Annotated in this window: 27 protein-coding genes; 17 read left to right on the top strand and 10 right to left on the bottom strand. The window is 65.0% G+C overall.

Going from position 1 to position 25767, the window contains the following annotated elements; all coding sequences use genetic code 11:
- Positions 1 to 87 precede the first annotated feature (87 nt).
- Positions 88 to 1383: a sensor histidine kinase gene (locus RLDS_RS36415; RefSeq protein WP_052034104.1), complete on the bottom strand. Its 1296-nt coding sequence runs from the start codon at positions 1381 to 1383 to the stop codon at positions 88 to 90.
- A gap of 203 nt (positions 1384 to 1586) precedes the next feature.
- Here RLDS_RS36415 and RLDS_RS36420 point away from each other — a divergent pair, with 203 nt between their 5' ends.
- The 5 genes from RLDS_RS36420 (at position 1587) to RLDS_RS36440 (ending at position 5390) form a co-directional block, all read left to right on the top strand.
- Complete coding sequence (locus RLDS_RS36420) at positions 1587 to 1925, top strand: hypothetical protein (protein ID WP_236616828.1); 339 nt, start codon at positions 1587 to 1589, stop codon at positions 1923 to 1925.
- A gap of 106 nt (positions 1926 to 2031) precedes the next feature.
- Positions 2032 to 3192, top strand: a complete 1161-nt coding sequence (locus tag RLDS_RS36425; protein WP_021225393.1) for a glycosyltransferase — start codon at positions 2032 to 2034, stop codon at positions 3190 to 3192.
- 43 nt (positions 3193 to 3235) lie between these two features.
- Complete coding sequence (locus tag RLDS_RS36430; RefSeq protein ID WP_021225394.1) at positions 3236 to 3544, top strand: HPr-rel-A system PqqD family peptide chaperone; 309 nt, start codon at positions 3236 to 3238, stop codon at positions 3542 to 3544.
- Positions 3541 to 4404 (top strand): HprK-related kinase A, encoded by an 864-nt coding sequence (locus tag RLDS_RS36435; protein WP_021225395.1) that lies wholly within the window; start codon positions 3541 to 3543, stop codon positions 4402 to 4404. The genes RLDS_RS36430 and RLDS_RS36435 overlap by 4 nt, the downstream gene beginning before the upstream one ends.
- Entirely contained in the window at positions 4401 to 5390 is a 990-nt protein-coding gene (locus tag RLDS_RS36440) for a nucleotidyltransferase domain-containing protein (RefSeq protein ID WP_021225396.1), read from the top strand. The genes RLDS_RS36435 and RLDS_RS36440 overlap by 4 nt, the downstream gene beginning before the upstream one ends.
- On the opposite strand, the gene RLDS_RS36445 is transcribed toward RLDS_RS36440, so the two are convergent.
- On the bottom strand, positions 5387 to 5986 hold the full coding sequence (locus RLDS_RS36445; protein ID WP_021225397.1) for a TetR/AcrR family transcriptional regulator: 600 nt from the start codon (positions 5984 to 5986) through the stop codon (positions 5387 to 5389). The two genes, RLDS_RS36440 and RLDS_RS36445, sit on opposite strands and share 4 nt — an antisense overlap.
- Before the next feature lie 72 nt (positions 5987 to 6058).
- Between RLDS_RS36445 and bdcA the strand changes: the two genes are divergently transcribed.
- On the top strand, positions 6059 to 6772 hold the full coding sequence (gene bdcA, locus RLDS_RS36450; protein WP_021225398.1) for an SDR family oxidoreductase: 714 nt from the start codon (positions 6059 to 6061) through the stop codon (positions 6770 to 6772).
- Between the two features lie 35 nt (positions 6773 to 6807).
- Here bdcA and RLDS_RS36455 read toward each other — a convergent pair whose 3' ends face one another.
- The 3 genes from RLDS_RS36455 to RLDS_RS36465 all read right to left on the bottom strand — a co-directional run bounded on the left by RLDS_RS36455 (position 6808) and on the right by RLDS_RS36465 (position 10711).
- A complete protein-coding gene (locus RLDS_RS36455) occupies positions 6808 to 8169 on the bottom strand; it encodes an amidohydrolase (protein ID WP_021225399.1) in 1362 nt (453 codons plus the stop codon).
- Between the two features lie 560 nt (positions 8170 to 8729).
- A complete protein-coding gene (locus RLDS_RS36460) occupies positions 8730 to 9521 on the bottom strand; it encodes a 3-hydroxybutyrate dehydrogenase (protein WP_021225400.1) in 792 nt (263 codons plus the stop codon).
- Positions 9518 to 10711 (bottom strand): patatin-like phospholipase family protein, encoded by a 1194-nt coding sequence (locus RLDS_RS36465; protein WP_021225401.1) that lies wholly within the window; start codon positions 10709 to 10711, stop codon positions 9518 to 9520. The genes RLDS_RS36460 and RLDS_RS36465 overlap by 4 nt, the downstream gene beginning before the upstream one ends.
- A 148-nt stretch (positions 10712 to 10859) precedes the next feature.
- Between RLDS_RS36465 and ypfJ the strand changes: the two genes are divergently transcribed.
- Positions 10860 to 11735: a KPN_02809 family neutral zinc metallopeptidase gene (ypfJ, locus tag RLDS_RS36470; protein WP_021225402.1), complete on the top strand. Its 876-nt coding sequence runs from the start codon at positions 10860 to 10862 to the stop codon at positions 11733 to 11735.
- Positions 11736 to 11779: 44 nt separating this feature from the next.
- Here ypfJ and RLDS_RS36475 read toward each other — a convergent pair whose 3' ends face one another.
- Both RLDS_RS36475 and RLDS_RS36480 read right to left on the bottom strand, forming a co-directional pair.
- On the bottom strand, positions 11780 to 12148 hold the full coding sequence (locus RLDS_RS36475) for a hypothetical protein (RefSeq protein ID WP_031297789.1): 369 nt from the start codon (positions 12146 to 12148) through the stop codon (positions 11780 to 11782).
- A 73-nt stretch (positions 12149 to 12221) separates the two neighbouring features.
- Positions 12222 to 12395, bottom strand: a complete 174-nt coding sequence (locus tag RLDS_RS36480) for a hypothetical protein (RefSeq protein ID WP_236616825.1) — start codon at positions 12393 to 12395, stop codon at positions 12222 to 12224.
- Between the two features lie 100 nt (positions 12396 to 12495).
- Between RLDS_RS36480 and RLDS_RS36485 the strand changes: the two genes are divergently transcribed.
- The 7 genes from RLDS_RS36485 to RLDS_RS36515 all read left to right on the top strand — a co-directional run bounded on the left by RLDS_RS36485 (position 12496) and on the right by RLDS_RS36515 (position 19137).
- Positions 12496 to 15186, top strand: a complete 2691-nt coding sequence (locus tag RLDS_RS36485) for a bifunctional [glutamine synthetase] adenylyltransferase/[glutamine synthetase]-adenylyl-L-tyrosine phosphorylase (protein WP_031297791.1) — start codon at positions 12496 to 12498, stop codon at positions 15184 to 15186.
- A complete protein-coding gene (bcp, locus tag RLDS_RS36490; protein ID WP_031297793.1) occupies positions 15186 to 15647 on the top strand; it encodes a thioredoxin-dependent thiol peroxidase in 462 nt (153 codons plus the stop codon). The genes RLDS_RS36485 and bcp overlap by 1 nt, the downstream gene beginning before the upstream one ends.
- Positions 15644 to 16453: a ferritin-like domain-containing protein gene (locus RLDS_RS36495; RefSeq protein ID WP_021225407.1), complete on the top strand. Its 810-nt coding sequence runs from the start codon at positions 15644 to 15646 to the stop codon at positions 16451 to 16453. The genes bcp and RLDS_RS36495 overlap by 4 nt, the downstream gene beginning before the upstream one ends.
- 107 nt (positions 16454 to 16560) lie before the next feature.
- Complete coding sequence (locus tag RLDS_RS36500) at positions 16561 to 17289, top strand: M23 family metallopeptidase (protein WP_031297796.1); 729 nt, start codon at positions 16561 to 16563, stop codon at positions 17287 to 17289.
- Positions 17290 to 17369: 80 nt separating this feature from the next.
- A complete protein-coding gene (gene erpA / locus RLDS_RS36505; protein ID WP_021225409.1) occupies positions 17370 to 17696 on the top strand; it encodes an iron-sulfur cluster insertion protein ErpA in 327 nt (108 codons plus the stop codon).
- Between the two features lie 76 nt (positions 17697 to 17772).
- Positions 17773 to 18549 carry an exodeoxyribonuclease III gene (gene xth, locus RLDS_RS36510; protein WP_021225410.1) on the top strand — a complete coding sequence of 259 codons (777 nt, stop codon included), beginning with the start codon at positions 17773 to 17775 and terminating at the stop codon, positions 18547 to 18549.
- Between the two features lie 66 nt (positions 18550 to 18615).
- The gene (locus RLDS_RS36515; protein WP_021225411.1) at positions 18616 to 19137 is read left to right on the top strand and encodes a DUF2239 family protein; all 522 of its coding nucleotides are present in this window, start codon (positions 18616 to 18618) and stop codon (positions 19135 to 19137) included.
- A 171-nt stretch (positions 19138 to 19308) separates the two neighbouring features.
- Here RLDS_RS36515 and RLDS_RS36520 read toward each other — a convergent pair whose 3' ends face one another.
- A complete protein-coding gene (locus RLDS_RS36520) occupies positions 19309 to 20277 on the bottom strand; it encodes a diacylglycerol/lipid kinase family protein (protein WP_021225413.1) in 969 nt (322 codons plus the stop codon).
- A gap of 10 nt (positions 20278 to 20287) precedes the next feature.
- Positions 20288 to 20782, bottom strand: coding sequence for a DUF2141 domain-containing protein (locus tag RLDS_RS36525; RefSeq protein ID WP_031297797.1), 495 nt, complete (start codon positions 20780 to 20782; stop codon positions 20288 to 20290).
- A gap of 129 nt (positions 20783 to 20911) precedes the next feature.
- On the opposite strand from RLDS_RS36525, the gene lptF reads away from it, so the two are divergent.
- Positions 20912 to 22120 (top strand): LPS export ABC transporter permease LptF, encoded by a 1209-nt coding sequence (gene lptF, locus RLDS_RS36530; protein ID WP_021225415.1) that lies wholly within the window; start codon positions 20912 to 20914, stop codon positions 22118 to 22120.
- Positions 22121 to 22123: 3 nt separating this feature from the next.
- Positions 22124 to 23224 carry an LPS export ABC transporter permease LptG gene (gene lptG, locus RLDS_RS36535; protein ID WP_021225416.1) on the top strand — a complete coding sequence of 367 codons (1101 nt, stop codon included), beginning with the start codon at positions 22124 to 22126 and terminating at the stop codon, positions 23222 to 23224.
- 164 nt (positions 23225 to 23388) lie between these two features.
- Here lptG and RLDS_RS36540 read toward each other — a convergent pair whose 3' ends face one another.
- Positions 23389 to 24459: a fatty acid desaturase family protein gene (locus RLDS_RS36540; RefSeq protein WP_021225417.1), complete on the bottom strand. Its 1071-nt coding sequence runs from the start codon at positions 24457 to 24459 to the stop codon at positions 23389 to 23391.
- A gap of 150 nt (positions 24460 to 24609) precedes the next feature.
- On the opposite strand from RLDS_RS36540, the gene RLDS_RS36545 reads away from it, so the two are divergent.
- Entirely contained in the window at positions 24610 to 25767 is a 1158-nt protein-coding gene (locus RLDS_RS36545; RefSeq protein ID WP_021225419.1) for a GNAT family N-acetyltransferase, read from the top strand.

A 25767-nucleotide genomic window follows, 5' to 3' on the forward strand; every position in this document is an offset into this window, starting at 1 on the left:
CGAAGCCGCGAATCCTGTGTCGCCGCCCCCCTTGGAGCCGGCCTTAGTCGCGGACAGTCGCGCCTTTGTGACATTCCCATTTCATTTTCATGACATCGTGCCCGATAGCGCCGATGGGCGTTTCTTTTCGTCCATCTTCGCCGCCATGTCGTCCGCCGGCAGCGGCAGCAGCACGGTGATGCTGGTCCCCTTGCCCAGCGTGCTGGCTATGTCCAGGCGGCCGCGATGGCGTTCCACGATATGCTTGACGATGGCAAGACCCAGGCCCGTACCGCCCATGGCGCGGCTGCGGCCCGAATCGACGCGGTAGAAGCGCTCGGTCAGGCGCGGCAGATGATCGGGGCCGATGCCTTCGCCTTCATCGGCGACGCAGAGCCGGGCCATGCCGCTCGACCCTTCGGACAGCGTCACCTTGATCGGCGTTCCGGGCCGGCCATATTTGACCGAATTGCCAATCAGATTGTGAATGAGCTGCGACAATTGCGCCCGATCGCCCAGCACCGGCGGCAGTGACGGGCCGATGTCCATTTCCACGTCGCGGCCCCGCTCGCCATGACTGGAACGGAACACGCCGACGACTTCGGCCACCAGTTCGGAGAGGTCCACCGCGCTGTCGGGCGTGCGATATTTTTCGGCCTCGATCCTGGAAAGCGAAATCAGGTCGTCGATCAATCGCTGCATCCGGCGCGCTTCGCCGTCCATGATCTTTAGGAAGCGCTGCCGGGTTTCGACGTCCTTGCCCAGTTCGGGATCGGCGAGCGTTTCGATGAAGCCTAATATGCCAGCCAAGGGCGTGCGCAGTTCGTGGCTTGCATTGGCGACGAAGTCCACGCGCATCCGCTCGGCGGCGTGGGTGCCGCTATGATCGACCAGATGGACCAGTCGCCGCATCGCTTCCACCGCACCGACCGGCGCGACGCGCATCTGCCAGCGCTGGTCGCGGGTGCCAAGGCCCACCAACTCGATCATGATCGGTTCCGCCAGCGGGGCCATGCTGGCCAGACGTTCGGCCGCGGCGGGGTGGCGGATGGCGATGCGCGCATCCTCGCCTTCGATATGGGCGCCCAGCAGCCGCATGGCGGCGCGGTTGGCGCGGGCGATGCGACCCTTTTCCACCAGCATCAGCGGGTCGGAAATCCCTTCCAGCAGGCTGGGGAAGTCAGGGTGCGCGGTGATATCGGTCTGTTCGGGTGCGGCGATGGCGAGCGGCGCTTCTGTCGGTCGCAGGCCCGCATCGCCCGATGTGATGATCAGGACCAGAACGCCCGCCAGGATCGGCAAGGCGATGTGCAGGGGGTGCGCGCCCATTATCAGGGCACCGCCCGTGCCTAGCAGCAGCATGGCGAGCGAGGCGGTGATTTGCGAGATACTGAGCCGATTCATGGTTACCGCACTGGAATTGTCGCGCATTTGCTGCGAATGTCTTGTTCCAATAGCGGGCAATCTTTACGCTTTGGCAAGTGCCCGATGCGAAATGGAGCGATATGACCGATCCCAAGCCCGATCAGGACGGGGATGTCCCGCATCAGCCCTCCGCCGCCGATGGCTTGGCCGAAGGTGGCGTCGCGTCGCGTCGCCAGTTGCTGATGGGCGGGGCGGTCGCCGCGTCGACCATCGTGTCCATCCGGCCGGCCCTGGCCAATACCGCCGCGTCGGTCCTCAATTGCACCATCCCGGTCCCCGACCAGGGACGGGCAGGCAATTATATCGCGCCCAATGGGCAGGTCGTGCCGCCGGGAACGCCAGGCGCCTTCCCCGGTACGGGGCGCAGCTATACCGGCGAGCAGGTGAAACAGGCGCTGCGCGGACGGCCGTTGCCGGGCACGAGCTACGATCAGAACCAGGCCTATCTCAACTATATCCGCCGACTCCAGTCGGGAACGAGCGGCTTTACCTGCTACGCATCGTTGCAGATGCCGCGATAGGGCGACCTGCCGCCGCGTCGCACGGTGTGGGCGAGGGGGAGCCGATACGGAACGCGCGCGTTGATGCCGTCAAACCAGCGATACTGGTTCAGATGGTGGAGACACAATGTTTCAGCATAATGTCGGGTCAAGGGACGACCTGTCAGCGGCAATCTATCTCTACCGACCCGGCGATGGCGGACTGGATCGGGTCGCCATCATGCTGGCCAATCACATGGCGCGCCAGGGCAAGGCCGTCGAATTATGGATGGCGCATACCGACGGCGTCAGCGCGCATCTCATCGATGCTCGCGTGCCAGTGCGACGGGTGACGTCTCCCGGCGGCAACCGACGCCTGTCGATGATCGCCCAGTTCCCCGCGCTGGCCGCAATGGTGCGGCGGCACCGGCCGAACATCCTCTATTCCGCCGGCAACCAAAGCAACATGCTGGTCGCGCTGGCGTGCCTGGGGACCACGACCCGATCGGTGGCGCGTATCTCCAACCCCATCTGCCCGCCCGGTCGCCATGATCTGGCAGCCTGGGCGCGGTGGAAACGATTTTGCGCGATCAGCCGGATCAGCGACCTGACCATCGTCATGGGCGAACATGATCGCGCATTGCTCGCCCGGAGCGGGACGGTGCGCCTGCTACCCCGGCCGACCGTGACCCCGGTCATGGACAAGGTGCGGATGGAGCGGCAGCCGCGTGATGCCGACGCGCCTTATCAACTGCTGATGGTCGGGCGACTGGTCGAGCAGAAGGATCATGCAACGGCACTGGCGGCGCTGGCGCGGCTGTCGCACCTCGATTGGCGGCTGACGATCGCGGGCGATGGGCCGCTGCGCGCGTCATTGGCAGCGCAGGCGGCAGCGCTCTGCATCGCCGATCGCGTCGTCTTCACGGGCTATGTCGCCGATCCCGAAAGGCTCGCCGATTTGATGGGGCAGGCGGACCTGCTGTTGCAGCCCTCTCGCTGGGAGGGGTTGTGCGCCACCCTGATCGAGGCGCTGGCCTGTGGCGCAAACGTCGTGGCTACCGACAGTACGCCCAATATACGTCCGGTTCTGGCCGCCGCTGGCCAGCATCCCCCCGTGCCAACCGGCGACAGCGTGGCGCTGGCCCATGCGATCGAACGGACGCTGGCGCGTCCCGCGCCCATGTCGCTTGTTGAAGCGGCGATCCGCGATCACCGGGCGGCGCAGGCGCTCGACGCCTATGTCGCGGCGTTCGCCGATCTCATTCCGTCACCCGTAGCTTCGATCCTGCCCTCGCCTGCATGGCCCTGATGCGTTAGCGTCTTGGCTACCCTCTCCCCTTATGGGTGGGGTCATGCCGCAGGACCAGCGACCTTTGGACCAGATAAAGCGTTACCGTATCGACCCGCGCGACGCGTGCCTGACCTGCGCGCTCGATGATCTGACTCTGCTCTATCATGGCCGATCGGGGCAGACGCACATGGTGATCAGCCCCGTGCCAGAAATACTCCGCGCGATGCAGGATGGCGCCACCATGACGGTGAACGACCTGTGGCATCGGCTTGCGCAAAGCTATGATCTGGGCGATCGCGACGATGCTTTGGCGCAGGTCGGCGCGCAACTGGAGGCACTGGAGGCGCTGGGTCTGGTGCGCGTGGCATGAAGCATAGCCTGACCCTGCAAATCGGACCCGCCACCTTCCGGATCGGGTCGGCCTGGCGCGCGCCGATAGACCAGCTTGCGAATCTTTATGCCGGCTATCCCGACCGCCCCGGCGCCATTGCCGACTTCACGGTGCGGTTGCAGCCGACCAATATGCTGCGGCGATGGGTACGGCCGTCCATCTTCATCACTGGCGATCACGGCCTGGCCGACGCGGCGCCGATGAGCCTGTCCCACGGACTGCTGGCGGCGGAAATGGGGATGAACCTGCAAATGGCGCTGGGATGGCGGCGGCATCTGCTGCTCCATGCGTCGAGCGCCGAAAAGGACGGCCGCGCACTTGTGATGACGGGCGAATCAGGATCGGGCAAATCGACGCTGGCGGCATTGCTGGGGGAACGCGGTTGGCGGCTGATGGGCGACGAGTTTGCGCTGCTGGACCTCGACAATGGCGCGATCCTGCCTTTTCCGCGCCTCGTTTCCCTTAAAAACCAGGCTATCGGCCTCGTGCAGCATGTGGTGGGCGCGCAGCGCATGGGGCCGCTGCTGCGCGCCACGGCCAAGGGCGACATCCGCCATCTGGTGCCGCGACCCGACGCTGTGGCGCAAATGGCGCAAGGGGCGATGCCGGCGATGCTGCTCTTCCCGCGATTTGGCCATGATGCGGCGATCCGGCCCGTGGGGCAGGGGGAAGCCTTCATGCGGCTGACTCAGGCTTCGACCAATTATGTCGCATTGGGCGAACCGGGCTTTGTCGCGCTGACGCGCTTCGTCACCGGCGTGCCCGCCTGCGCGATGGATTTCCCATCAGGGGAAGCCGCGTTCGAGATGATCGACCGGCTGTGGGAGGACGGCGCATGAGCGCGGCCCTGCTGGTGCGAGTGCTTCGAAATCCGGCCGCTGCCGAGCATCTGGACGCGGCCCAGTGGAACGGCCTGATCGCGGCGGCGAAGGCGGAGCGGCTGATCGCGACATTGGCGTGGCGTGTGGAGGGGGTGCGCTTGCCAGAAACCGTCCAGCCGATCCTGCGCGACGCGCGCATGGATGCGGCACGGGAAGCGCGGCAAGCGCTTTGGGAGGCGGATCGCGCGGCGGCGGCGCTTGCGCCGATCGGCGTGCGGATGGTGGTGCTCAAAGGCACGGCCTATGCCGCCGCCGGACTGTCGGCGGGGCAGGGGCGTTTCATCGGCGACCTTGATATTCTGGTGCCACGCCCGGCGATGGGGCAGGTCGAGCGGGCATTGATGGCGGCAGGGTGGGAATGGGTGAAGGAAGACGCCTATGACGACGCCTATTATCGGCAGTGGATGCACGAATTGCCGCCGATGATCCATGTCGAGCGCGACCGGATGATCGACGTGCATCACACCATATTGCCGCTGACGGCGCGGCCTAAGCCCGATGCCGATGCCCTACTGGCCGACGCGGTGCCGGCGGGGGAGAATGTCTGGACGCTGTCGCCCGAAGACCGGGTGATCCACGCCGCCGCGCATATGCTGGCCGATGGCGATTTGCAGGGCGGATTGCGCAACCTGTGGGATATTCATTGTCTGCTTGAAGATGTCGATCCCGTCGCGCTTGATCGACGGGCGGTTCGCCATGGCTTGCGGCGGCATGTGGCTCAGGCGCAGCGACTGGCTGGCGCATTATATGGCGGCGGCGGGGCGCTGACGCCGTGGGACCGTATCGTCCGTGCCCGCCTGCTCGCCCGCGACGGCTGGGGGCGGGAGACGCGCAAGCTGCTGGTCTTCGCCTTTTACCTGCGTTCGCACTGGCTGCGGATGCCGCCGCTGATGCTGGCGCGGCATTTATGGACCAAGTGGCGCAAGGGTCATCGACCGCGCTAGGCGGGCGTCGGCGCCAGCATTGCCCGGATCGCCAGGGCGGCCATGTCTGCGACGGCGGCCAGGCGCTCGGGCGGATGGCCCGCGCGCGCATCGGCGGACATGCCGGACATGACCGCCGCGACATAGTCCGCGACCACGTCCGCCTTTTGCGGATGGGTGCAGGCGATGAAGTCGCGGATGCGCCCGCGCCCCAAATCCAGCCAGTTCCGCGCGCGGCAGGCGGCATCGCGATCGGCGCTGCGCGCGCCCTCCAGCACCAGGCATCCCGCCATCTGGGGATCGGCAGCATAGATATGCGCGGCCTCGCGCAGCAATTGGGGCAGCGTGACGGCGGGATCGGCGCCCGGCTGCATCAGCGCATGGAGCGGCGCCGCCGCGGCATCATAGCGGGCCAGCACTTCGTCATAGAGCGCCGCCTTGCAGCCGAAAGCGGCGTAGAGGCTGGGCGGATTGATCCCCATCGCTTCGGCCAGAGCCGCGACGCCGACCCCTTCATAGCCATGGGCGTGAAACAAGGATCGCGCCGTTTCCAGCGCCGCTTCCCGGTCGAACGCGCGGGGGCGACCACGCTTGCGGATTTTTTCTGTATCAACCACTATAATAATCCTTGAACCCTGATTTCCTCATTTTATATAGCGGTCGGTACATAATTCTCAAGGATGACCGACATGACTGACCTGACTTCCAAAAAGACCCTGATCATCGGCGGCAGCCGTGGCATTGGCGCGGCGATCGTGCGGCGTTTCGTTCAGGATGGGGCGCAGGTCGCCTTTACCTATTCCGGGTCGCATGACGCCGCACAGGCGCTGAGCCAGGAAACCGGGGCGAGCGCGATCCGGTCCGACGCGGCCGACCGGCAGCAGGTGATCGATGTGGTGGCGCAGCAGGGGCCGCTCGATATCTTGGTAGTCAATGCCGGCGTCGCGATGATCGGCGATCCGCTGACATTCGATCCTGATGCCGTCGACCGGATGATCGATATCAATGTGCGCGCGCCCTATCATGCCGCGGTCGAGGCGGCGCGGACCATGGCGGATGGCGGGCGCATCATCGTCATCGGATCGGTCAATGGCGACGCGGTGCCCTTCGCCGGGGCGGCGGCCTATGCGATGACCAAATCCGCTTTGCAGGGCATGGCGCGCGGGCTGGCGCGGGATTTGGGCGATCGCGGCATCACCGTCAATGTCGTCCAGCCAGGCCCGGTCGATACCGACATGAATCCTGCGGACGGTGAGATCGCAGCCATGGTCATGCCGTTCATGGCGATCAAGCGCTATGGCAAGGCGGACGAAATTGCCGGACTGACCGCCTTTCTGGCTGGCCCGGAGGCCGCCTATGCCACCGGCGCGATGCACACGATCGACGGCGGCTTCGGCGCCTGATGCGCGCGGGGCGCCGGTTGCGGCGCCCCGGTTCGTCACGATTTCTTCAATATGTCGAGCGCCAAGACCGTCATCGCCTCGCTGGCGGTGGCGATGACCTTGTCGGCCTGGGGCGCCCAGAAGGGGCTGTGGAGCGATGGCAGGCTGATCTGCCCGGCCTTGGCCGCGGCCATCTTGTCGGCCGGCACGCCGCCGACCCAGAAGATGAAGCTCTTGATCGACTTGTCGGCGCGGTAGAAGCGGCCGAAATCCTCGCCCCCCATGACCGCACTGGTTTGGACGACGCGCCCTTCGGGAAAATTCGCCTTGAGCAGGCCCGCCATCTCCTCGGCAAATTCAGGCGGGTTGTAGGTGGAAGGGGTGAATTCGTCCTTGACGCTCACCACCGGCATCTTGTCGTCGGGCATGCCGGCGGCGATCGCTTCGCCGCGCGCCACTCGCTTGATCCCGTCGATCAGCTTCTGCCGGGTTTCGTCGGAATAGCTGCGCACGGTCAGCAGCAGCTTGGCTTCGTCGGGGATGATATTATGCTTGGCCCCGGCCTGGAAACTGCCGACCGTCACCACGGCGGGGTCCTGCGGGTCCTGTTCGCGGCTGACCAAAGTCTGGAGCGTGCCGACGATGCGCGATCCCAGCACGATCGGGTCCTTGGCGGTCTGCGGGTAGGCGCCATGGCCGCCCACGCCCTTCACATCGATGTCGACGCTGTCGACATTGGCCAGCGCATAGCCGGGCGTATAGCCGATGACACCCGCTTCCAGATTGGCCGCATCATGGAAGGCGAGCGCATGGGTGGGGCGGGGGAAGCGGGTATAGAGCCCGTCCTCCAGCATGTCGCGCGCGCCTTTCCCCACTTCCTCGGCCGGCTGGAGGATCATGACCAGCGTGCCCTTCCAGTCATCCTTGCGCGCGGCGAGCAGCTTGGCGGTTTCGATGAAGGCGGTCATGTGCGTGTCATGGCCGCAGGCGTGCATCACGCCGGTTTCGACGCCCTCGGGCGTCTTGGTGCGGACCTTTGATGCGAAATCGAGGCCCGTCTGTTCGACCACGGGCAGGCCATCCATGTCGGCGCGGATCAGCAGCGTGGGGCCGGTGCCATTCTTCATCACCGCGACGACGCCGGTGCCGCCGACCTTTTCGGTCACGTCATATTTAAGGGCCTTCAGCCGCTTGGCGAGCTTGGCGGCGGTATTGACTTCCTTTAGCGACAATTCGGGATTGGCGTGCAGATCGCGATAGAGCGCCATCATGGCGTCTATATCCCTGGCGACGGCCGCACCGATCGCGCTTTGGGCGGGCGGTGTCGCGGGGGCGGCTGTGGTGGCTGGACTGGTCTGAGCGGCGGCGGCGGACGTGAAGCTGGCAACGGCCAACAGGGCCGCGAGCGTGTGGCGCATGATCAAAATCTCCCTTGCTGGCGCGCAGCATAAGGGCAATTTGGCGCGGTTGAAGAGCCAAGTTTTCGTCGCCGCCAATTGGCCGGCCGACCGGCGGGTGCGAGTCCTGTCCCAGCGCAAAGCCGCAGGGCAAAGTTCACACCATTCTGCGCCTTGAAGCGACCACAAGGCGACGGCGAAGCGACCATGAGGCGACACCGAAGCGACACCATAGCGACAGGCGGCGGGGCAGCGCAGGAGGTTTTAGGTGGGACAGAGCGCGCCGATATGGGCAGGATGGTCATCCATGAGGATAGATCAGGAAAAATCCTATTTTGGAAGGATTTTCTGCCGAACCGATTATTATCCCGCTGACAAGAAAGTAGCGGGACCCCGGCTCAAGGCCGGGGTGACGCGAGCGGGGAGGGGAGAAGGTCGCGCGCTTTGGTGGAACTTTGGGCGTCACGTCGCCCTGGGCTTGCCCCGGGGTCACGCTGTCGTGATAAACACTTCCTGTCGTAGGAGGCGGTGGTTGGGTTTACAGCATGGCGGATCGCGCTGTGGAACGCTGACGCCTGATCCTATTGCGCGGTCCAGCCGCCGTCGATCGACAGGTTCGCGCCGGTGACTTGCGCGGCGGCGTCGCTGCAAAGATAGAGGGCGGTGGCGGCGACCTGTTCTGCGGTGACGAATTCCTTGGTCGGTTGCCCCGCGAGCAGCACGTCGTTCATCACCTGCTCGCGCGTCATGTTCCGCGCCTTCATCGTGTCGGGAATCTGATTTTCCACGAGCGGGGTCCAGACATAGCCGGGCGAAATGCAATTGGCGGTGACGCCGAAGGTCGCGACTTCCAGCGCCACCGTCTTGGTAAAGCCCGCAAGGCCGTGCTTGGCGGTCACATAGGCGCTTTTATACGGGGAGGCGACCAGCGAATGGGCGGAGGCCGTCTGGATGATCCGGCCCCATTTCTTTTCCTTCATATAGGGCACGGCGAGGCGCGTCGTGTGGAAGGCGGCGTTGAGGTTGAGCGCGATGATAAGATCCCATTTGTCGAGCGGGAACTCCTCGACCGGGGCGACATGCTGCATGCCGGCATTGTTGATGAGAATGTCCACTCCGCCAAAGGCGTCGGCAGCGTCCTTCATCATCGCCTCGATCTGGTCGACCTTGGTGAGATCATGGCCCGAATAGAGCGCCTTGGCGCCGGACAGGTTTTCCAGTCCCTGCCGTTCCTTCTCTATCGCATCTGCGTCGCCGAAGCCGTTGATGACGATGTTCGCGCCTTCGCCGGCCAGCGCCTTGGCATAAGCAAGGCCGATGCCGGAGGTCGATCCGGTGATCAGGGCCGTCTTGCCAGTGAGGAACTTGCTCATGCCGTCTTCTCCTTGAGGTGATCGGGTGCGTCGAGATCGAAGGTCGCGCTTTTGCCGTCGAGGATGTTGCGGGCGATGAGGTCGCCCTTGTGCATGACTTCCTCCACCGCCTCGCGGCCCTGGCTCCAATGGTCGAGCATGGTCGAGCGGGAAAATTCGAAATCCTTGGCGCCGCTTTCCCAGTTGCGCGACCGGTAGATGAGGTGGACGATATTGACCGACCCCTGGTCCAGACATTGGCGCAGCGACTGGGCTTCGGCTGAATTCTGAAGGTCGGGCGGCAGTTTCTTGAGCAGCGCCTCGATCGCGCCATGTTCGCGGCGCAGCCGCAGATACTGATCCGTCACCTGGCGGGTGCGGCTGCTATACTGAATGTCTTTCATGCGCGAATAGACATCGGTCATCTGCCGCGGCATCGGCCCTTCGGCCGGGAACAGATCGACCTGGAAAACCAGCATGTCTTCGGTCTGGTGGGTGAGGACATGGGCGAGCGGCGTGTTGGAGACGATGCCGCCATCCCAATACCAGCGCCCGTCAATCTCGATCGGGGGCAGGCCGGGTGGCAGCGCGCCAGAGGCCATGATGTGGCGCGCGTCGATCCGCGTATTGCCGCCCGGTCCGCGCGTATCCCAATAGGCAAAATTGCCGCTTTCGACGTCGACCGCGCCGACCGACAGCCGCACCGGCCCGTCGTTGAGCAGGTCCCAGTCGACGCAGGCGTCCAGCATGTCCTTGAGCGGCGCGCTGTCATAGAAGCTGATCGCGCCGGGCGATCCTTCGGGCATCAGCGTCGCTGGCCACAGGCGCGGGCGGAACATGCCGGGCACGCCGAAGCTGGCGACTGTGGCGGCCGCGCCCAGATGCGCGACTTCGCGGATCTGGTCGATATCGGGCAGGATGACGTTGGGCATGCCGCCCGACACGGTGTACCAGAATTTCTTGAGGCGGCTGAGCCGGCGATGCGGTTCGCTGCCCGCGATGATGGCGGCGTTGACCGCGCCGATGGAAATGCCCGCGACCCAGCTGATGTCGATGCCCAGTTCATCGAGCCGTTCGAACACCCCGGACTGGAAAGACCCGAGCGCCCCCCCGCCCTGAAGCAGCAACGCGATTTCGCGCGGCAAAGAGAGGGACGTGCGCGCGCGGCGGTGCGGACGGGGCTGTGCAGCCGTGGGTTCTATGTCTGCCATGTCGCAGTGCAATATAGGCATTGCAGCGCACGTTCCAACTCAATGTCTTGCAAGAAAGCAGCCTGTCGGCGCAACCTTCGCGAATACCGGCGGTTTTCGCGCAACGGCACTTCGCGTAAGCGATGACGCGGGCAACAGGGAGGACGCGATGCGGCTGGACGACGAACAGGAAAGCAGTCATTTCGAGGTGCAGGACGGGCGCGGCGGCGGCGGATTTGGCGGCGGCGGGCTGGGCATGTTGCTGCCGCTGATCGGCAGCCGCTTTGGCTGCGGCGGCATCGTCGTCGTGCTGGTCATCATGGTCGTCATGGGGATGAATCCATTGAGCCTGCTGGGCGGCGGCGGTGGTGGCGGGCAGCAGGTGCAGACCGAGCGGCCTTCACTTTCGGAACTGACCGATGTGCAGCGCACGTCGCTCAAGGTGTTGGGATCGACCGAGCGGCGCTGGGCCGACATCTTCCGGGCGCAGGGGCAGACCTATCAGCCGCCGACGCTGGTCTTCTACAGCCAGAATGGCCAGTCGGGTTGCGGCGCGGCGATGTCGGCCATGGGGCCTTTCTATTGCCCGGCCGACCAGCGCATCTATCTCGACACCGATTTCTTCCGCGAGATGGAAACGCGGTTCAACGCGCCGGGCGATTTCCCGATCGGCTATATCATCGCGCATGAGGTGGGCCATCATATCCAGACCATCACCGGCGAGGCCGACCGCATCCGCAAGGCGCAGCAGCGCGTGTCGGAAGCGCAGGGCAACGCCCTTCAGGTGAAGATGGAGTTGCAGGCGGACTGCTATGCCGGCGTCTGGGCGGCGCGCGATGAAAATCTGATGGAGCCGGGCGACCTGGAAGAAGGAATGCGCGCGGCGGAGGCGATTGGCGACGATACGTTGCAGAAAGCGGCCGGGCGGCGGCCGGTGCCCGAAAGCTTCACCCATGGGTCGAGCGCCCAGCGCATGGAGTGGCTGCGCAAGGGGCTGAGCACCGGCGATCCGGCGCAATGCGATACGTTCGGCGGTGCGATCTGAGTTGTCGCGCTTGGCGCGGGTGTCAGAATGACGGAGCCGGGGCGTCAATATTCCGCGTTGGGCGATCCGGCCGGCGCCTGTTGCGGCGTGGAATAGGGGTTTGCCCCGCCGTTAGCCGATGAGGATGCCGAAGGAAGGCCCTGGCCGGGGGACAGCATCGGCTGGCCCGCTCCGGGCAGGGGTTCCCCCGCCATGGGCGCGGACGCCGCAAAGTCGGCAGGGGCAGGGGGCGGCGCAGGCGGTGTTTGAACGACGCTTGGCGCGGCGACAGGTGGCTGGGTGGAAGACGTGACTGGCGCCGAGGTGGCCTGCTCCTCAGGCGCGTCCGGCGTGGCCGGCAGGAAATTCTGCACGGCCATGACGACCAATGGCGCGGCGACCAGCGTGGCGATGGCAAAGCTGCGATACATCATGAGGGCGGCACTCCGGTTCCAAGCCCGAATGAGACGCCATTATGCCGGCCAGACCGTAACCGAAAGCTTAAACTTAATGTCGATCAAGTTTTCCGAGCAAGGCCATCATGTCATCCGGCAGGGCGTCGCGAGGCGGCTTATAGGTTGACCGCAGCGCTTTCCCGACGCCTTCATAGGGCGCGGGCAGGCTGACCGTGACGATGCGGCCGAGTTCGCCGTCTCGTCCCAATGCCGGTTGGCCAGTCATTTTGCGCTGCATCTCCATGGGGTGGGAAACGGGCGAGGCGCGCAAAAGTTTCTGGAATTCATCCGCTTTGCGCGCGATAGCCCCGCCCGACAAGGAGAAGATGGTGTTGGACTGGCCGCAGACCGAAGCGCGAATCCGCGCAAATTCGCCATTTCTGGCGCGGGCGATGGAACGCTACCCCCTCGTCGTGGCGCAGATGGCGCAGGGGAATATGGACGGGGCGCTGGCCGCCGCCCATGCCGTTGCCGACCCGCAGGACGGCGTCGCGCGATCATTGCGGCGGCGGCGCGGGGCGATCGCGCTGGCGGTGGCGGGGGCCGACCTGTCGGGCGCATGGGACCTGGATCGGGTGACGCGCGCCTTGTCGGACTTTGCCGATCAGGCGCTGGAGGAAGCGATCGCGGCGGCGATGCAGGAACGCTATCCCGATGCCGACCATAGGGGCTTTGTCGTGCTGGCGCTGGGCAAGCATGGCAGCCGCGAACTCAATTATTCATCCGATATCGATCCGATTTTGCTCTACGACCCCGCCACCCTGCCGCACGGCGTGCGCGAGGATGTGGCGGATGCGGCGGTGCGAATCGGCCGGCGGGTGAGCGAATTATTGAGCGCCCGCGATGGCGACGGCTATGTGTTCCGCGTGGACCTGCGGTTGCGGCCCTCGCCCGAAGCGACGCCGATCGCCCTGCCGGTGGACGCGGCGATCGGCTATTATGAATCGACCGCCCTGGGATGGGAGCAGGCGGCGTTCATCCGCGCGCGGGCGGCGGCCGGGGACAAGGCGCTGGGCGAGGAGTTCCTGCGCCAGATCCGCCCCTTTGTCTGGCGGCGCAGCCTGGACTTCGGCGCGATCGACGCGATCGTCGATATTTCCCGCCGCATCCGCGATCATTATGCGCAGGGGCAGGCCTTCGGGCCGGGCTATGATTTGAAGCGCGGGCGCGGTGGCATTCGCGAGGTCGAGTTTTTCGCGCAGGTGCACCAGCTGATCCATGGCGGGCGCGACCCGTCGCTGCGATCGGGCAACACGCGCGAGGCGCTGCGCGCGCTGGCCGAGGCCGGGGTGATCGCGGGGCAAGTCGCTGCGCGGCTGGACGAGGCCTATGTCCTGTTGCGCACCATCGAGCATCGGTTGCAGATGGTCGAGGACCGCCAGACGCATGAACTGCCGCCGACGATGGCCGGCATCGACACGGTCGCGCGGCTGCATGGGCTGGCCGACGGCGCGGCCCTGCTGGACCTGCTGCGGCCGCAAGTGGAGTGGGTAGGCCGTAATTATGACCGGTTGAACCCGGACAATGACGACGCGTCCCTGTCGCAGGATGAGGACAAGCTGAAGGCGCAACTGATCGACATGGGCTTTGCCGATGCCGACACGCCGCTGGCGCGGATCGGGCGCTGGCGCGGAGGAACGGTGCGGGCGTTGCGCAGCGCGGCATCGCGCGACGCGCTGGAGCAATTACTGCCGGGGCTGATGCGCGCGCTGGCGCAGGCGCCCGACCCGACCCGTGCATTGAACCGGCTGGACGACATGATCGGCCGGCTGCCGAGCGCGATCAATTTCTTCAAGCTGCTGGCGGCACGCCCGGCGCTGGTCGAATTGCTGGCGGACGTGCTGAGCCATGCGCCGACGCTGGCGGACGCGCTGGGGCGGCGGGCGGAATTGCTGGACGGGCTGATCGACGCCAGCGCCTTCGACCCGCCGCCGCCGGTGCCTCAACTGGCGACGCAATTGTCCGCGCTGGAACCGGGCGAGGATTATCAGACGCTGCTCGACCGGGTGCGGCAGAAGGTCGGCGACCGGCGCTTTGCCCTGGGCGTGCAGATCATCCGGGGCGGCGATCCGATCGAGGCGGGGCGGGGCTATGGCCGCGTGGCGCTGGCGGCGATCGAGGCGCTCTGCGCGGCGACGGTCGCCGAGTTCGAGGCGGCGCATGGCAAGGTGCCGGGCGGCGAACTGCTGATCCTGGCGCTGGGGCGGCTGGGCGGCGGGGTGCTGACCCATGCGTCGGACCTGGATCTGGTCTATCTGTTCACCGGCGATTTCCTGGCCGAATCCGATGGGCCAAAGCCGCTGGGCGCGACGCAATATTTCAATCGGCTGGGGCAGCGCATCACCAACGCGCTGTCGGTGCATACCGCGTCGGGTCCGCTCTATGAGGTGGATACAAGGTTGCGGCCATCGGGCACGCAGGGGTTGCTGGCGGTCAGCCTGGACAGTTTCGCCCGCTATCAGCGTGAGGAAGCCTGGACCTGGGAGCATCTGGCGCTGACGCGGGCGCGGCCGGTATTTGGTTCGGCGCAGGCGCGCGCGGCGCTGGACGCGGTGCTCAGGGAAACGCTGGAGCGGCCGCGCGACAAGGAGGAATTGACGCGGCAGGCGGTCAAGATGCGCGGCGACATCGCCCGGCACAAGCCGCCCGCCAGCGACATGGACGTCAAGCTGGTGCCCGGTGGCCTTGTCGACCTGGAATTTCTGATCCATGTCAGCCAGTTCCGCCACGGCATGGCGTTCGATCCCGACCTGTCGGTGGCGCTGTCGCAATTGGTCGAGGCGGGGCATCTGCCCGCCGCGCTGATCGACGCGCATGACCTCATCACCCGTTATCTGATCGTGTCGCGACTGGTATCGCCCGGATCGACCGAACCGCCAGAAGCCACACGGCCGCTGATGGCGCGCGCCTGCGGCCAGGCGGATTGGGACGCATTGCTTGCAAGCTATGCGCAGGCGCGGCAATGCGTGGGCGAAACATGGGCGGCGATCGCCGCGCCCTATCAGGAGGACGCATGATGCTGGAAGTTGGGGACGCCATTCCCGCAGTGACGCTCAAGGACATGGAGGGCGTGGACTTCGCGCTCGATCATTATAGCGGCAAGCCGCTGGTGGTCTATTTCTACCCCAAGGCCGACACGCCCGGATGCACCAACGAGGCGAAGGACTTTACCGCGATGGCGGACGAATATGCCGCCGCCGGCGTGCCGGTGATCGGCATTTCCAAGGACAAGCCGGCCAAGCTCAAGACATTTTCCGAGAAATATGGGCTGAGCGTCATATTGGCTTCGGACGAGCCGGGCGACGCCTGCGCTGCGTTCGGAACCTGGGTCGAAAAATCCATGTATGGCCGCACCTATATGGGCATCGAGCGGGCAACCTTCCTGGTCGGCGCCGACGGCACGGTGCAGCGGGTCTGGCCCAAGGTGAAGGTGAAGGGCCACGCGGCCGAGGTGCTGGAGGCGGCGCGGGCGCTTTGACCCTGCCAACACATATCGACACGGTGGGCGCGGCTTGTGCCCATGTGCTGATGACGTCCGAGCCACCCGCCAAGTTGATGGCGGCGCGGGCGGTGGCGCGCGCGTGGCGGCTGGGACGGCTGGCGCATCGGTTCGATGCCGCCATGCCCGACGTGCCGGCGCGACCGGCTGCGCTGACGCTGCTGCCGCCCAACCAGATGCCACGGCGCGGCAGGATCGGCTCCGAGCGGTCGCGGATCGCGATGATCCATGCGTTGGCGCATATCGAATTTGTGGCGATCGACCTGGCGTTCGATCTGATCGGCCGCTTTGGTGGGGAATTTCCCGCAGCCTTCACCGACGAATGGATGCGGGTGGGGGCGGATGAGGCGATGCATTTCGCCCTGCTCGACCGGCGGCTGCGGCAGATGGGGAGCCATTATGGCGCGTTGCCCGCGCATGACGGGCTGTGGGACGCGGCGCGCGAGACGGCGGGCGACGCGCTGGCGCGGCTGGCGATCGTGCCGATGGTGCTGGAGGCGCGCGCGCTCGACATCACGCCCGCGACCGTCACGCGATTCGAAGGCGCGGGCGATCATGTGACCGGCCGCATCCTTCGCCGGATTGTCGATGATGAGATTCGCCATGTCGCGGCGGGGACGGGGTGGTTCAACTGGGCGACGAACGGAAAGGGGCTGGACGCCCCGAACCATTACCAAATGCTTGTGAAACGGCATTTTCGTGGCAGCCTGAAGCCGCCTTTCAACGACTCGGCGCGTCGACAGGCCGGTTTAACCGAAGATTTTTACGTCGCGCTTGCAAGCTGAGCGCCGATTTGCAGTCTGCACCACCAGCGGGGGCGGCATTCTGTCGCCAAACATACAACACGGGAAGCGCCGAGAGACATAGTCTCCGGCTGATAGTCGGGGTCTGCATGTCGGTTTCTAATATGGTCAATGCGCGCGGTTCGATGATGTTCCAGACCGTGTCGAAATTTTTTACGCTGGTTGGAGGGATGGCAGTCGCAGGCGCGCTGAGCGCCGCCGCCCCGGCCCAGGCCGCCACCGATGATGATGACCCCTATGGTGATGTGCCCGCCGCCGCGACGCAGACCAGCCAAAATGACGCGGGCTTTGCCAATCTGTTCGCCAGCCTGCAGCGCCTGGACGGCGTGACCAAGGCGGCTGCGTATATCCCGTCGGGCCGCCCGGTTTCCAAATTGTCGCTAACGTCCAATTTCGGCGTGCGGTCCGACCCGTTCAACGGCGGCGCGCGGATGCACAAGGGCATCGACATTCCGGGGCCCGTGGGCACGCCGATCTATGCCACCGCCGATGGCGTCGTCAGCCGCGCCGGATGGGCCAGCGGCTATGGCAATCTGGTCCAGATCACCCATGGCAGCGGCATGGAAACGCGCTATGGCCATATGTCGAAGCTGCTGGTGTCGCCCAACAGCTATGTGAAGCGCGGCCAGATCATCGGCCTGATGGGATCGACCGGCCGTTCGACCGGCAGCCACCTTCATTATGAAGTCCGCGTCGATGGCGCGGCGATCAACCCCATTCCTTTCGTGTCCGGCCCCGATTATCTGGTGGCGATGAACACCAAACCGCCGGTCGCCATGGGCGGCCCGACCAAGGCCGAAGAACAAGCGGCCGACTGATCCCCCGTTTTCCGGCACTTTCGCAAAGGCCCGGCCCCCTATGGGTTGCCGGGCCTTTTGCCTGATCCTATCTAGACGCCATGGCCGACATCGACCTTACCCCCTCCGCCGCCGCCCGCGTCGCGGCGATCGCCGCCAAACAGGGCAAGCCAGCCATTCTTCGCCTGTCGGTGGAAGGCGGCGGTTGTTCGGGCTTTCAATATCGCTTCGGCCTGGCCGAGGCGGTCGAGCCTGAGGATATGGCGGTGGAGCGCGATGGCGTGACGCTGGTGGTCGATGATGTCAGCATCGACCTGGTGCGCGGATCGGCGGTCGATTTCGTGTCGGACCTGGGCGGGCAGGCGTTCAAGGTGACGAACCCCAACGCGACCGCCGGGTGCGGTTGCGGCACCAGCTTTTCGGTCTAACGCGTCTTCCGTTTGAAAAGCAGGGCGCGGCTGCGTAGGCAGGGGCCTGTTCCTCTTGCAACGGATGTCCTCCTTCATGCGCATCGCGACCTTCAACATCAACGGCATCAAGGCGCGGTTGCCGCGCCTGCTGGAATGGCTGGATGAAACGCGGCCCGATGTCGCTTGCCTGCAAGAAATCAAGACCAGCGACGAAACCTTCCCGATCAAGGATATCGAGGGCGCCGGCTATGGCGCGATATGGCACGGGCAAAAGGGTTTCAACGGCGTCGCCATCCTGGCGCGGGGCGACATGCCGGTCGAGGTGCGGCGCGGGCTGGAGGGCGAGCCGGAGGACGAGCATAGCCGCTATCTGGAGGCGGATGTGAAGGGCGTGCGGGTCGCGTCCATCTACCTGCCCAACGGCAATCCGCAGCCGGGGCCGAAATTCGATTACAAACTGCGCTCGATGGAACGGCTGCGTCGGCGCGCGGCGGAAATCTGGGCGGACGAAGTGCCGGCGGTGCTGGCAGGCGATTATAATGTCATCCCGCGTGACGTGGACACCTTCTCGGTCAAGGCAATGGCGGACGATGCGCTGATGCAGCCGGAAAGCCGCGCGGCCTATCGCCGGATGCTGAATGACGGGTGGACCGACGCGATAGTGAGCCGCCATCCCGCCGGCGGCGTGTGGACCTTCTGGGACTATCAGGCCAATAGCTGGCCGCGCGACGCGGGGTTCCGCATCGACCATCTGCTGCTCAGTCCGGCGGCGGCAGACCGCCTGATCGACGCGCAGGTGGACAAGGACTTTCGCGGCCGGGAAAAGGCCAGTGACCATGCGCCGACCTGGGTGGAGCTGCGTCCGGCCTGATTTTACCGGGGTAATATTGACTCAATAAAATCCGGGTAATAATGGTGCTGCCGAAGGAGATTCGGCATGGAACGGACATTGACGGCTTTTGCGGGAGACCTGTGGATCGCAACGGGCGATGAGGGGGAGGTGCGCGCGGCGCTGCGCGCCATGGGCGAGGAAGCGCAGAATATCCTGCTGTTCGACGATGCGACCGGCCGGCAGGTGGATATCGACCTGCGCGGCCCGGTAGTCGAGCAAGCGCGGGGCAGGGGACGGCCCAGGCTGGGCGTCCAGCCGCGCGAGGTGACGCTGCTGCCGCGCCACTGGGACTGGCTCGCCATCCAGCCGGGCGGCGCATCGGCCACGCTACGCCGCCTGGTCGAACAGGCGCGCAAGGCCAGCGCCGCCACGCCCGACCCGCGCGCGGCGATGGATGCGGCCTATCACTTCATGACGGCGATAGCGGGCGATCGCCCCGGTTATGAAGCGGCGATCCGCGCGCTGTTCGCGAAGGATGGGGCGCAGTTCGCCACGCTGACGCAGGAATGGCCTTCGGGCATTCGCGATCATGCCAGAGCGCTGGCGGCGCCGGCGCTTGGGGGATGATGATGACCCGCCGGCGTCACCCGGATTCGTCAAAAGGCTCGGTACAGGCTTGATCCCGCGTCTTGCCTTGTTCGATGGTTGCAACGAAAGCGGGATGCCGGGTCAAGCCCGGCATGACGACCAGGAAATCGCAAGGCCGCCCCTGCGCTTCCTTCCCACCCAAACCTGGCCTTACGCCGCCAGCCTTAGGAAGGGAACGGGTTCGGTCGAGCGCAGGACGATGGGCTTGCCCTCGGATGCTTCGAACAATTCGCCGTCGAGGATGACGCTGCTATGATCGCCCTCAATCCGGATCATGTCGCCCTGTTCCAGATGGATGCCGTGCATCTTGGCCTTGCCCACGCGGCCCCAGAGGCTGGCCCAGATGAGGCGCAGCAGGGCGGGCAAATTCTGGTCCACCGCCATCAGTTTCATGTTGCCCCGGCTGCTGCCGCCTGGCTGAACGCCGAGCAATAGTCGTTCAAGCGTCGTCACGATCAACACGGCGAACCGCCCGGCGATCTGGCCGTCGCGAATCAGGGAAATGCTGACGGGCTTGCCCGATGGTGGCAGGAACCGCGCGCGGATGCCGAACAGAAGCGAGACGATGACCGCGAGCGCGGTGATGAAATGGCTGAGGCCATTGGACAGGCCCAGCGGATAAATCTGGTTGCGACAATAAAGCATATAGTCGGCCAGGCCCGCGCCGCCGAGGAACATTCCGAGCACCGGGCGGCTGCCCGCCGCACCGTCGGACAGGGCGATGAGTTCGCGCGCGACGACATGATCGTCGACGCCCGACTTGGCGATGGCGACGATGCGCTCCAGCGCCTTTATGGGGTCGCCATGGATGCCAAGGTCCAGCGCGATCAGGTTGGTCTTGCCATTGGGGAGCACCGCGATCGGCGGCACCCGGCCGGTGAAATGTTCGCCCTGATAAAGTTCGGTCAGCGACGCCTGCACCGTGCCGTCGCCGCCATTGATGACGATGACGGCCGGATCGACGCGGGCGATCGTCTGGAACGCCCGGCCGATCTGATCGACATGCTCCACTTCATAATGGAAGATGTCGGGGTTGCTGGCGCAATAGCTGCGGACGCGCGGAAGGGTCTGGCGGTTGCCCGTCGACTTGGGGTTGGACAGAAGCGCGACGCAGACCATGGGCTCTGGTTCACATATATTTGAGGTTGATCGTGATTTTCGTCACGCCGGGGCCAGCCTGGAACGCGGCCTTGCTGATGCTCGGCTTGCCCAGGTTGAAGATGTTGATCGACGGATTGTTGGAAAATCCGCCGCCATCGCGCGAAATGTCGGTCTTGCCATTGCCGTCGCGATCATGGCGCACGGCGATGCCATAGGTGCCCGGATGCGGCACCGGCATGCAAAAGCGCATGCCGCCATTGGTGGGCTTCACCGGCACGTCGATGCGGTAGAGCCATTCGCCCTTTTCCAGCCAGGCCGCCTTCGTGCCCGGATAGGATTGCACGCGCACCTTGCCCGTGGGCGCGACGAAACCGCGCACATCGACCAGGACCGCCGGCCCTTTCGCATCGGCCGCGCAGCGTTCAAGATTATTCGGGATTTCCTGCCCATGGGCCAGGGCCGGCACGGCGATCACCATCGCTGCCACCGACATCAGACCCATTGCAACTTTTACCATGACCATCAGACTCCTGGAAGCTATAGCCATCCGCATGGATCGGATGGCGAGCCCCTGTTCGCCCCGCAAACTTACCCGTTCCGATATGGGCGGGCTTTGCGGCCAAAACATGGTGATGGGACGACGACTTAGAGAATGCTGACCGCCACCGACCGATATCTCGCCCGCCTGATCGCCGTGCCGATGCTGGGCACGCTGGTGATCGCCGCAATGCTGCTGGTGCTCGACAAGATGTTGAGCCTGTTCGACTTTGTCGCGGCGGAGGGCGGGCCGGTCAGCGTGGTGTGGCGTATGCTGGCCAACATGCTGCCCGAATATCTGTCGCTCGGCATCCCGATCGGCCTGATGCTGGGCATATTGCTGGCGTTCCGCAAGCTTGCTTTGTCATCGGAACTGGACGTGATGCGCGCGGTCGGCCTGTCCTACGGCCGGCTGCTGCGCGTGCCTTATCTGTTTGCGATCGGGCTGGCGCTCATCAATTTCGGCATTGTGGGTTTCGTCCAGCCATTGTCGCGCCATGCCTATGAGGCGCTGCGGTTCGAGCTGCGGTCGGGCGCGCTGGGCGCGTCGATCAAGGTCGGCGAATTCACCAATCTGGGCAAGCGCATGACGCTGCGCATCGAGCGCAGCCGCGACCAGGGGCGCAATTTGCAGGGCATTTTCGTGCGCGCGACGAGCCGCGACGGGCAGTCGGTGGCGGTGACGGCGGCGCAGGGCACATTCCTGGCAACGGACGATCCCGATGTCATCATCTTCCGCCTGCGCGACGGCGTGCTGGTCAACGACGCGCCCAAATATAAGACGCCGCGCATCCTGTCCTTTTCCAGCCATGACCTGCCGATCGACCTGCCGCAGATCGAAAGTTTCCGCGGACGCGACAATGACCGGGAAAAGACGATTCCCGAACTGGTGGTGATCGGCAAGAATCAGGCGACGCCGCCCAAGCTGCGCAACGAAGTGCGCGCCAATTTCCATTTCCGCATGGTGGAGGTGGTGTTCATGCTGTTGCTGCCGCTGGCGGCGCTGGCCTTTGCCATACCGCCCAAGCGATCGACATCGGCGCTGGGCGTGTTCCTGTCGATCGTGTTCATCGTGACCTATCACAAGGTCAATCAATATGGCGAAAGTGTGGGCGCTTTGGGCAAGATCGACCCGATCATTGCCCTGTGGGGGCCATTCCTGCTGGCGTCGGGCCTGGTGCTGTGGATGTATCATGTGATCGCCCATCGTCCGGGCGGGCAGCCGATCGCCGCGCTGGAATTCGCCTTTGCCAAGATCGGCAAGCAGGTCGGCCGGTTGCTCCGGCTGGGCCGGCGACGGCCTTCGGCGGAAGGAGCCGCCTGACCCATGCATGTCAATTTCTTCCCGTCGCGCCAGATCAGCCTCTACATGGCGCGGCTGTTCCTGACCCGCACCTTCGCCGTGCTGGCGATGCTGGTGGTGGTGCTCCAGACGCTCGACCTGCTGGGCAATTCGGGCGACATCCTGGCCTATCCCGGCAATAGCGACGCGCAGCTATGGCATTATGTCGGCCTGCGCGCGCCGCAGATCATCGCTACTTTCCTGCCCTTTTCCGTGCTGCTGGGCACGCTGGTGATGCTGGCGACGCTGAACCAGAATAGCGAGATCATCTCGATGAAGGCGGCTGGGCTGTCGGCGCACCAAATATTGGCGCCGCTGGTGCTGGCGGCGCTGGGCGTGTCGATCATCAGCTTCGTGTTCAACGAACGGATCGTGGTGCGATCAACCGCTGCGCTCAGCGCATGGGAGGCGGTGGATTATGGTCCGGTGCCGCCCGACAGCGGGGTCAAGTCCAACCCCTGGGTGCGCGACGGCAATAATCTGGTCAATGCGGCGATCGTCGCGGGACGCGGCACCGCCGTCCAGTTGCGGCAGGTGGAAATCTACAACCGCATCAATAACCGGCTAACGACGATCGTGCAGGCGCCCAAGGGCCATTATGACGCCGCATCCAAAAGCTGGGTGCTGGAAGGCGCGCGCCAGTTCGACGTGGCGCGCGGCACGGTCAGCAATATCGGCACGGTCCGGTTCGGGCGCGATATCAGGCCCGATCAGTTCACGCTGGCGCGGGTCGACCCCGACGCGCTGACATTCCATGAACTGGAGGCAGCGATCAGCGACCTGCGCGACGCAGGCCGGCCGACCAAGGAATTGGAGGGCAGTTTGTGGCACAAGCTGTCGGGGCCTTTGTCGGCGTTGCTGATGCCGATTTTGGGATCGGTCGCGGCCTTTGGCCTGGCGCGGTCCGGGCAGTTGTTCATGCGCGCCGTGCTGGGCATGGCGCTGGGCTTTGCCTATTTCGTTGCCGACAATTTCTCGCTCGCAATGGGCAATCTGGGGGCCTATCCGCCGGTGCTGGCGGCGTGGGCGCCCTTCTTCCTGTTCCTGCTGGTGGGCGAGACAGTGTTGTTCCGCACCGAGGAATAGGCAAGAAAAAGGCCCCGGCGACCAAGGGGTGTCGCGCGGGGCCTCGCCTCTAGGGGGCGTCCCGGCCCTCATGAGGGGGAGGGGTAGGGCCGGAACAACCGCGATATGGGCAGGCGATTGCCCGTTTCAAGCTGCAACCGAAAAATTTTGCGGTTTCGGGTTTTTCAGGCTCGGCGCGTCATGGTGCTGCGTGCGATCTTGCCCACCAGCGGGATCATGCCGCTGTAATTGCCCCGGTGATAGGGCGACTGTGCGTCGATCATGGCCATCAGGCGGGCGTGCGCCGTGCCGAGCGCATGATAGGGCACGCTGGGCAGCAGATGGTGCAGCGCATGATAGCGCAGGCCGACAGGCGCCCAGAGCGCGGGCAGGGTGGCCGGCGGCGGCACGTTGACCGAATCGAGATATTGCGCGGTGACGGTCATCGCCTCGCCCTCATTTTCCCAGAGATGCGCGACCAGCGTGCGCAACTGGTTGATGACGGTCATGGCGGAATGAACGGCCATATAGACGAGCAATGGCCTCCAGCCGAAAACGAAGACGCTGCCAACCAGCGCCAGCGCGACGACGCAGGTGCCCGTTTCCTGCCAGGCCCATTGCCGCGCGAAATCGCCTTCGGGCGCGCGGCGGCGATAGGCAGGGTTAATCGAGAGCGCCGAAAATTCCCCCACCACCTTGCGGCGCAGCGCGGGGATCAGCAGCGACAGTGGCGTCAGCACGCCAAAGCGCAGGATGAGCCCGATGGGAGCGAGCGCGGCGACCAAGATGAACAACGGCAGCGACCAGGGCTTCATCAGCGCGAGCGGCAGATATTCAGGGTCTTCCGCCGTGCCATAGCGGGTGCGGGCATGATGCTGAGTGTGGACGCCTTCGTACATGAAGGAGGGGATCATCAGCGGCAGGCCCACGATGAGGTTCCATCCCAGGCGGAACCCCGGCAGCGCGCCCTTGCGGATATGGGTCAGCTCATGGATGAAGCTGGCCGCCCGATAGAGGGCCAGCATCGAGACGAGGCCGCAGGCGAGGGCGACCGCCAGATTATCGACCAGGATCGCGCCCGCCAGCGCGCTCCAGCCGATCAGCGCGGAGGCCAGCAGGTCGGGCCAGTAGATGTGCGGGTCGGCATGCGCATAGTCGCGCGCCAGTTCGGCCGCCGCGCGCAGCATCACCGTATCGTCGGGAATGGCCGCGCGCGCGCGCTGGGCGGCGGCAACTATGGGATCATGCACTGTCATGCGGGCCGTCCTAATCTCCAAATGCGCTCGATTCATGGCAGCACCATGTCATGTTTGTCTCCATCACCGCAGGCGCGATGCACGTGATTGACATTGCGCAAACAAGCGCCGAACTGCACCGCATCCCTGCTATTTTCGAAGGCGGCATCCGTGGCGCATACTGATCTGGTTATCACCCCCGTTTCCGGCAAGGCCGATATGAAGGCTTTCATCGACCTGCCCTGGCGGCTTTATGCCAAGGACCCCAACTGGGTTCCGCCGCTGAAAGCCGAGGTCAGGGAATTGCTGACGCCGGGGAAGAACCCCTTTTTCGGTCATGCCAGAGCGCAATATTTCCTGGCGCGCCGCAATGGGCAGGTCGTGGGGCGCGTGTCCGCCCATATCGACGAGCTTGCGCTTGGCCAGCCGGCTGACCAGGGCATGGGGCCGGGCACCGGCAATTTCGGCCTGTTCGAGGCGGAGGATGCGCAGGTTGGCGAGGCGCTGATCGCGGCGGCCGAGCAGTGGCTGCGCGCGCAGGGCATGACGCGCGTGCTGGGGCCGATTTCGCTGTCCATCTGGGAAGAGCCGGGGCTGCTGATCGACGGGCATGACCATCCGCCCACGGTGATGATGGGGCATAACAGCCCGGCCTATCAGGCGATGATCGAGGGTGCGGGATACGCGCCGGTCAAGCAGCTCAAGACGTATGAGCTGGATATCACGCAGCAATTTCCCCCGCTCATTCAGCGCATCGTCCAGTCGGGCGAAAAAAATGGCCGCATCCGCATCCGCAAGGTCGACAAGGCGAAGTTCGACCAGGAGGCGGCGATCATCCTTGGCATATTGAACGACGCCTGGGGCCAGAATTGGGGCTTCGTGCCGATCACCGACGCCGAAGTCGCGCATACCGGCAAGAAGCTGAAACCGATCGTGTTCGAGGATCTGATCATGATCGCGGAGCTGGATGGCGAGCCGGTCGCGTTCATGATGACCCTGCCCGATCTTAACGAAGCGATCGGTCCACTCAACGGATCGCTGTTTCCGTTCGGCTGGATCAAGCTGCTGCGCTGGCTGAAAAAGCCGCAGGTGCGCACGATGCGCGTGCCGCTGATGGGTGTGGTGCAGCGGCTGCAAAGTTCGCGCATGGCGAGCCAGCTGGCCTTCATGATGATCGAATATATCCGCCGCAACGCAATCGCCCATTATGGCGCGACGCGCGGCGAGATCGGCTGGGTGCTGGACGATAATCAGGGCATGAACGCGATCGCCGACGCGATCGAGAGCCGGGTGAACAAGGTGTACCAGATCTACGAAAAGTCGCTGTAG

It is taken from the genome of Sphingobium lactosutens DS20 (genome assembly GCF_000445105.1).
GTDB lineage: Bacteria > Pseudomonadota > Alphaproteobacteria > Sphingomonadales > Sphingomonadaceae > Sphingobium > Sphingobium lactosutens.

Excerpts from the sequence above, each read along its gene's own strand:
- RLDS_RS36415 (WP_052034104.1), bottom strand. The coding sequence starts at position 1,383 with ATGAATCGGCTCAGTATCTCGCAAATCACCGCCTCGCTCGCCATGCTG.
- RLDS_RS36420 (WP_236616828.1), top strand. The coding sequence starts at position 1,587 with ATGGGCGGGGCGGTCGCCGCGTCGACCATCGTGTCCATCCGGCCGGCC.
- RLDS_RS36425 (WP_021225393.1), top strand. The coding sequence starts at position 2,032 with ATGTTTCAGCATAATGTCGGGTCAAGGGACGACCTGTCAGCGGCAATC.
- RLDS_RS36430 (WP_021225394.1), top strand. The coding sequence starts at position 3,236 with ATGCCGCAGGACCAGCGACCTTTGGACCAGATAAAGCGTTACCGTATC.
- RLDS_RS36435 (WP_021225395.1), top strand. The coding sequence starts at position 3,541 with ATGAAGCATAGCCTGACCCTGCAAATCGGACCCGCCACCTTCCGGATC.
- RLDS_RS36440 (WP_021225396.1), top strand. The coding sequence starts at position 4,401 with ATGAGCGCGGCCCTGCTGGTGCGAGTGCTTCGAAATCCGGCCGCTGCC.
- bdcA (WP_021225398.1), top strand. The coding sequence starts at position 6,059 with ATGACTGACCTGACTTCCAAAAAGACCCTGATCATCGGCGGCAGCCGT.
- RLDS_RS36455 (WP_021225399.1), bottom strand. The coding sequence starts at position 8,169 with ATGCGCCACACGCTCGCGGCCCTGTTGGCCGTTGCCAGCTTCACGTCC.
- RLDS_RS36460 (WP_021225400.1), bottom strand. The coding sequence starts at position 9,521 with ATGAGCAAGTTCCTCACTGGCAAGACGGCCCTGATCACCGGATCGACC.
- RLDS_RS36465 (WP_021225401.1), bottom strand. The coding sequence starts at position 10,711 with ATGGCAGACATAGAACCCACGGCTGCACAGCCCCGTCCGCACCGCCGC.
- ypfJ (WP_021225402.1), top strand. The coding sequence starts at position 10,860 with ATGCGGCTGGACGACGAACAGGAAAGCAGTCATTTCGAGGTGCAGGAC.
- RLDS_RS36475 (WP_031297789.1), bottom strand. The coding sequence starts at position 12,148 with ATGATGTATCGCAGCTTTGCCATCGCCACGCTGGTCGCCGCGCCATTG.
- RLDS_RS36480 (WP_236616825.1), bottom strand. The coding sequence starts at position 12,395 with ATGACTGGCCAACCGGCATTGGGACGAGACGGCGAACTCGGCCGCATC.
- RLDS_RS36485 (WP_031297791.1), top strand. The coding sequence starts at position 12,496 with ATGGTGTTGGACTGGCCGCAGACCGAAGCGCGAATCCGCGCAAATTCG.
- bcp (WP_031297793.1), top strand. The coding sequence starts at position 15,186 with ATGCTGGAAGTTGGGGACGCCATTCCCGCAGTGACGCTCAAGGACATG.
- RLDS_RS36500 (WP_031297796.1), top strand. The coding sequence starts at position 16,561 with ATGTCGGTTTCTAATATGGTCAATGCGCGCGGTTCGATGATGTTCCAG.
- erpA (WP_021225409.1), top strand. The coding sequence starts at position 17,370 with ATGGCCGACATCGACCTTACCCCCTCCGCCGCCGCCCGCGTCGCGGCG.
- xth (WP_021225410.1), top strand. The coding sequence starts at position 17,773 with ATGCGCATCGCGACCTTCAACATCAACGGCATCAAGGCGCGGTTGCCG.
- RLDS_RS36515 (WP_021225411.1), top strand. The coding sequence starts at position 18,616 with ATGGAACGGACATTGACGGCTTTTGCGGGAGACCTGTGGATCGCAACG.
- RLDS_RS36520 (WP_021225413.1), bottom strand. The coding sequence starts at position 20,277 with ATGGTCTGCGTCGCGCTTCTGTCCAACCCCAAGTCGACGGGCAACCGC.
- RLDS_RS36525 (WP_031297797.1), bottom strand. The coding sequence starts at position 20,782 with ATGGTCATGGTAAAAGTTGCAATGGGTCTGATGTCGGTGGCAGCGATG.
- lptF (WP_021225415.1), top strand. The coding sequence starts at position 20,912 with ATGCTGACCGCCACCGACCGATATCTCGCCCGCCTGATCGCCGTGCCG.
- lptG (WP_021225416.1), top strand. The coding sequence starts at position 22,124 with ATGCATGTCAATTTCTTCCCGTCGCGCCAGATCAGCCTCTACATGGCG.
- RLDS_RS36540 (WP_021225417.1), bottom strand. The coding sequence starts at position 24,459 with ATGACAGTGCATGATCCCATAGTTGCCGCCGCCCAGCGCGCGCGCGCG.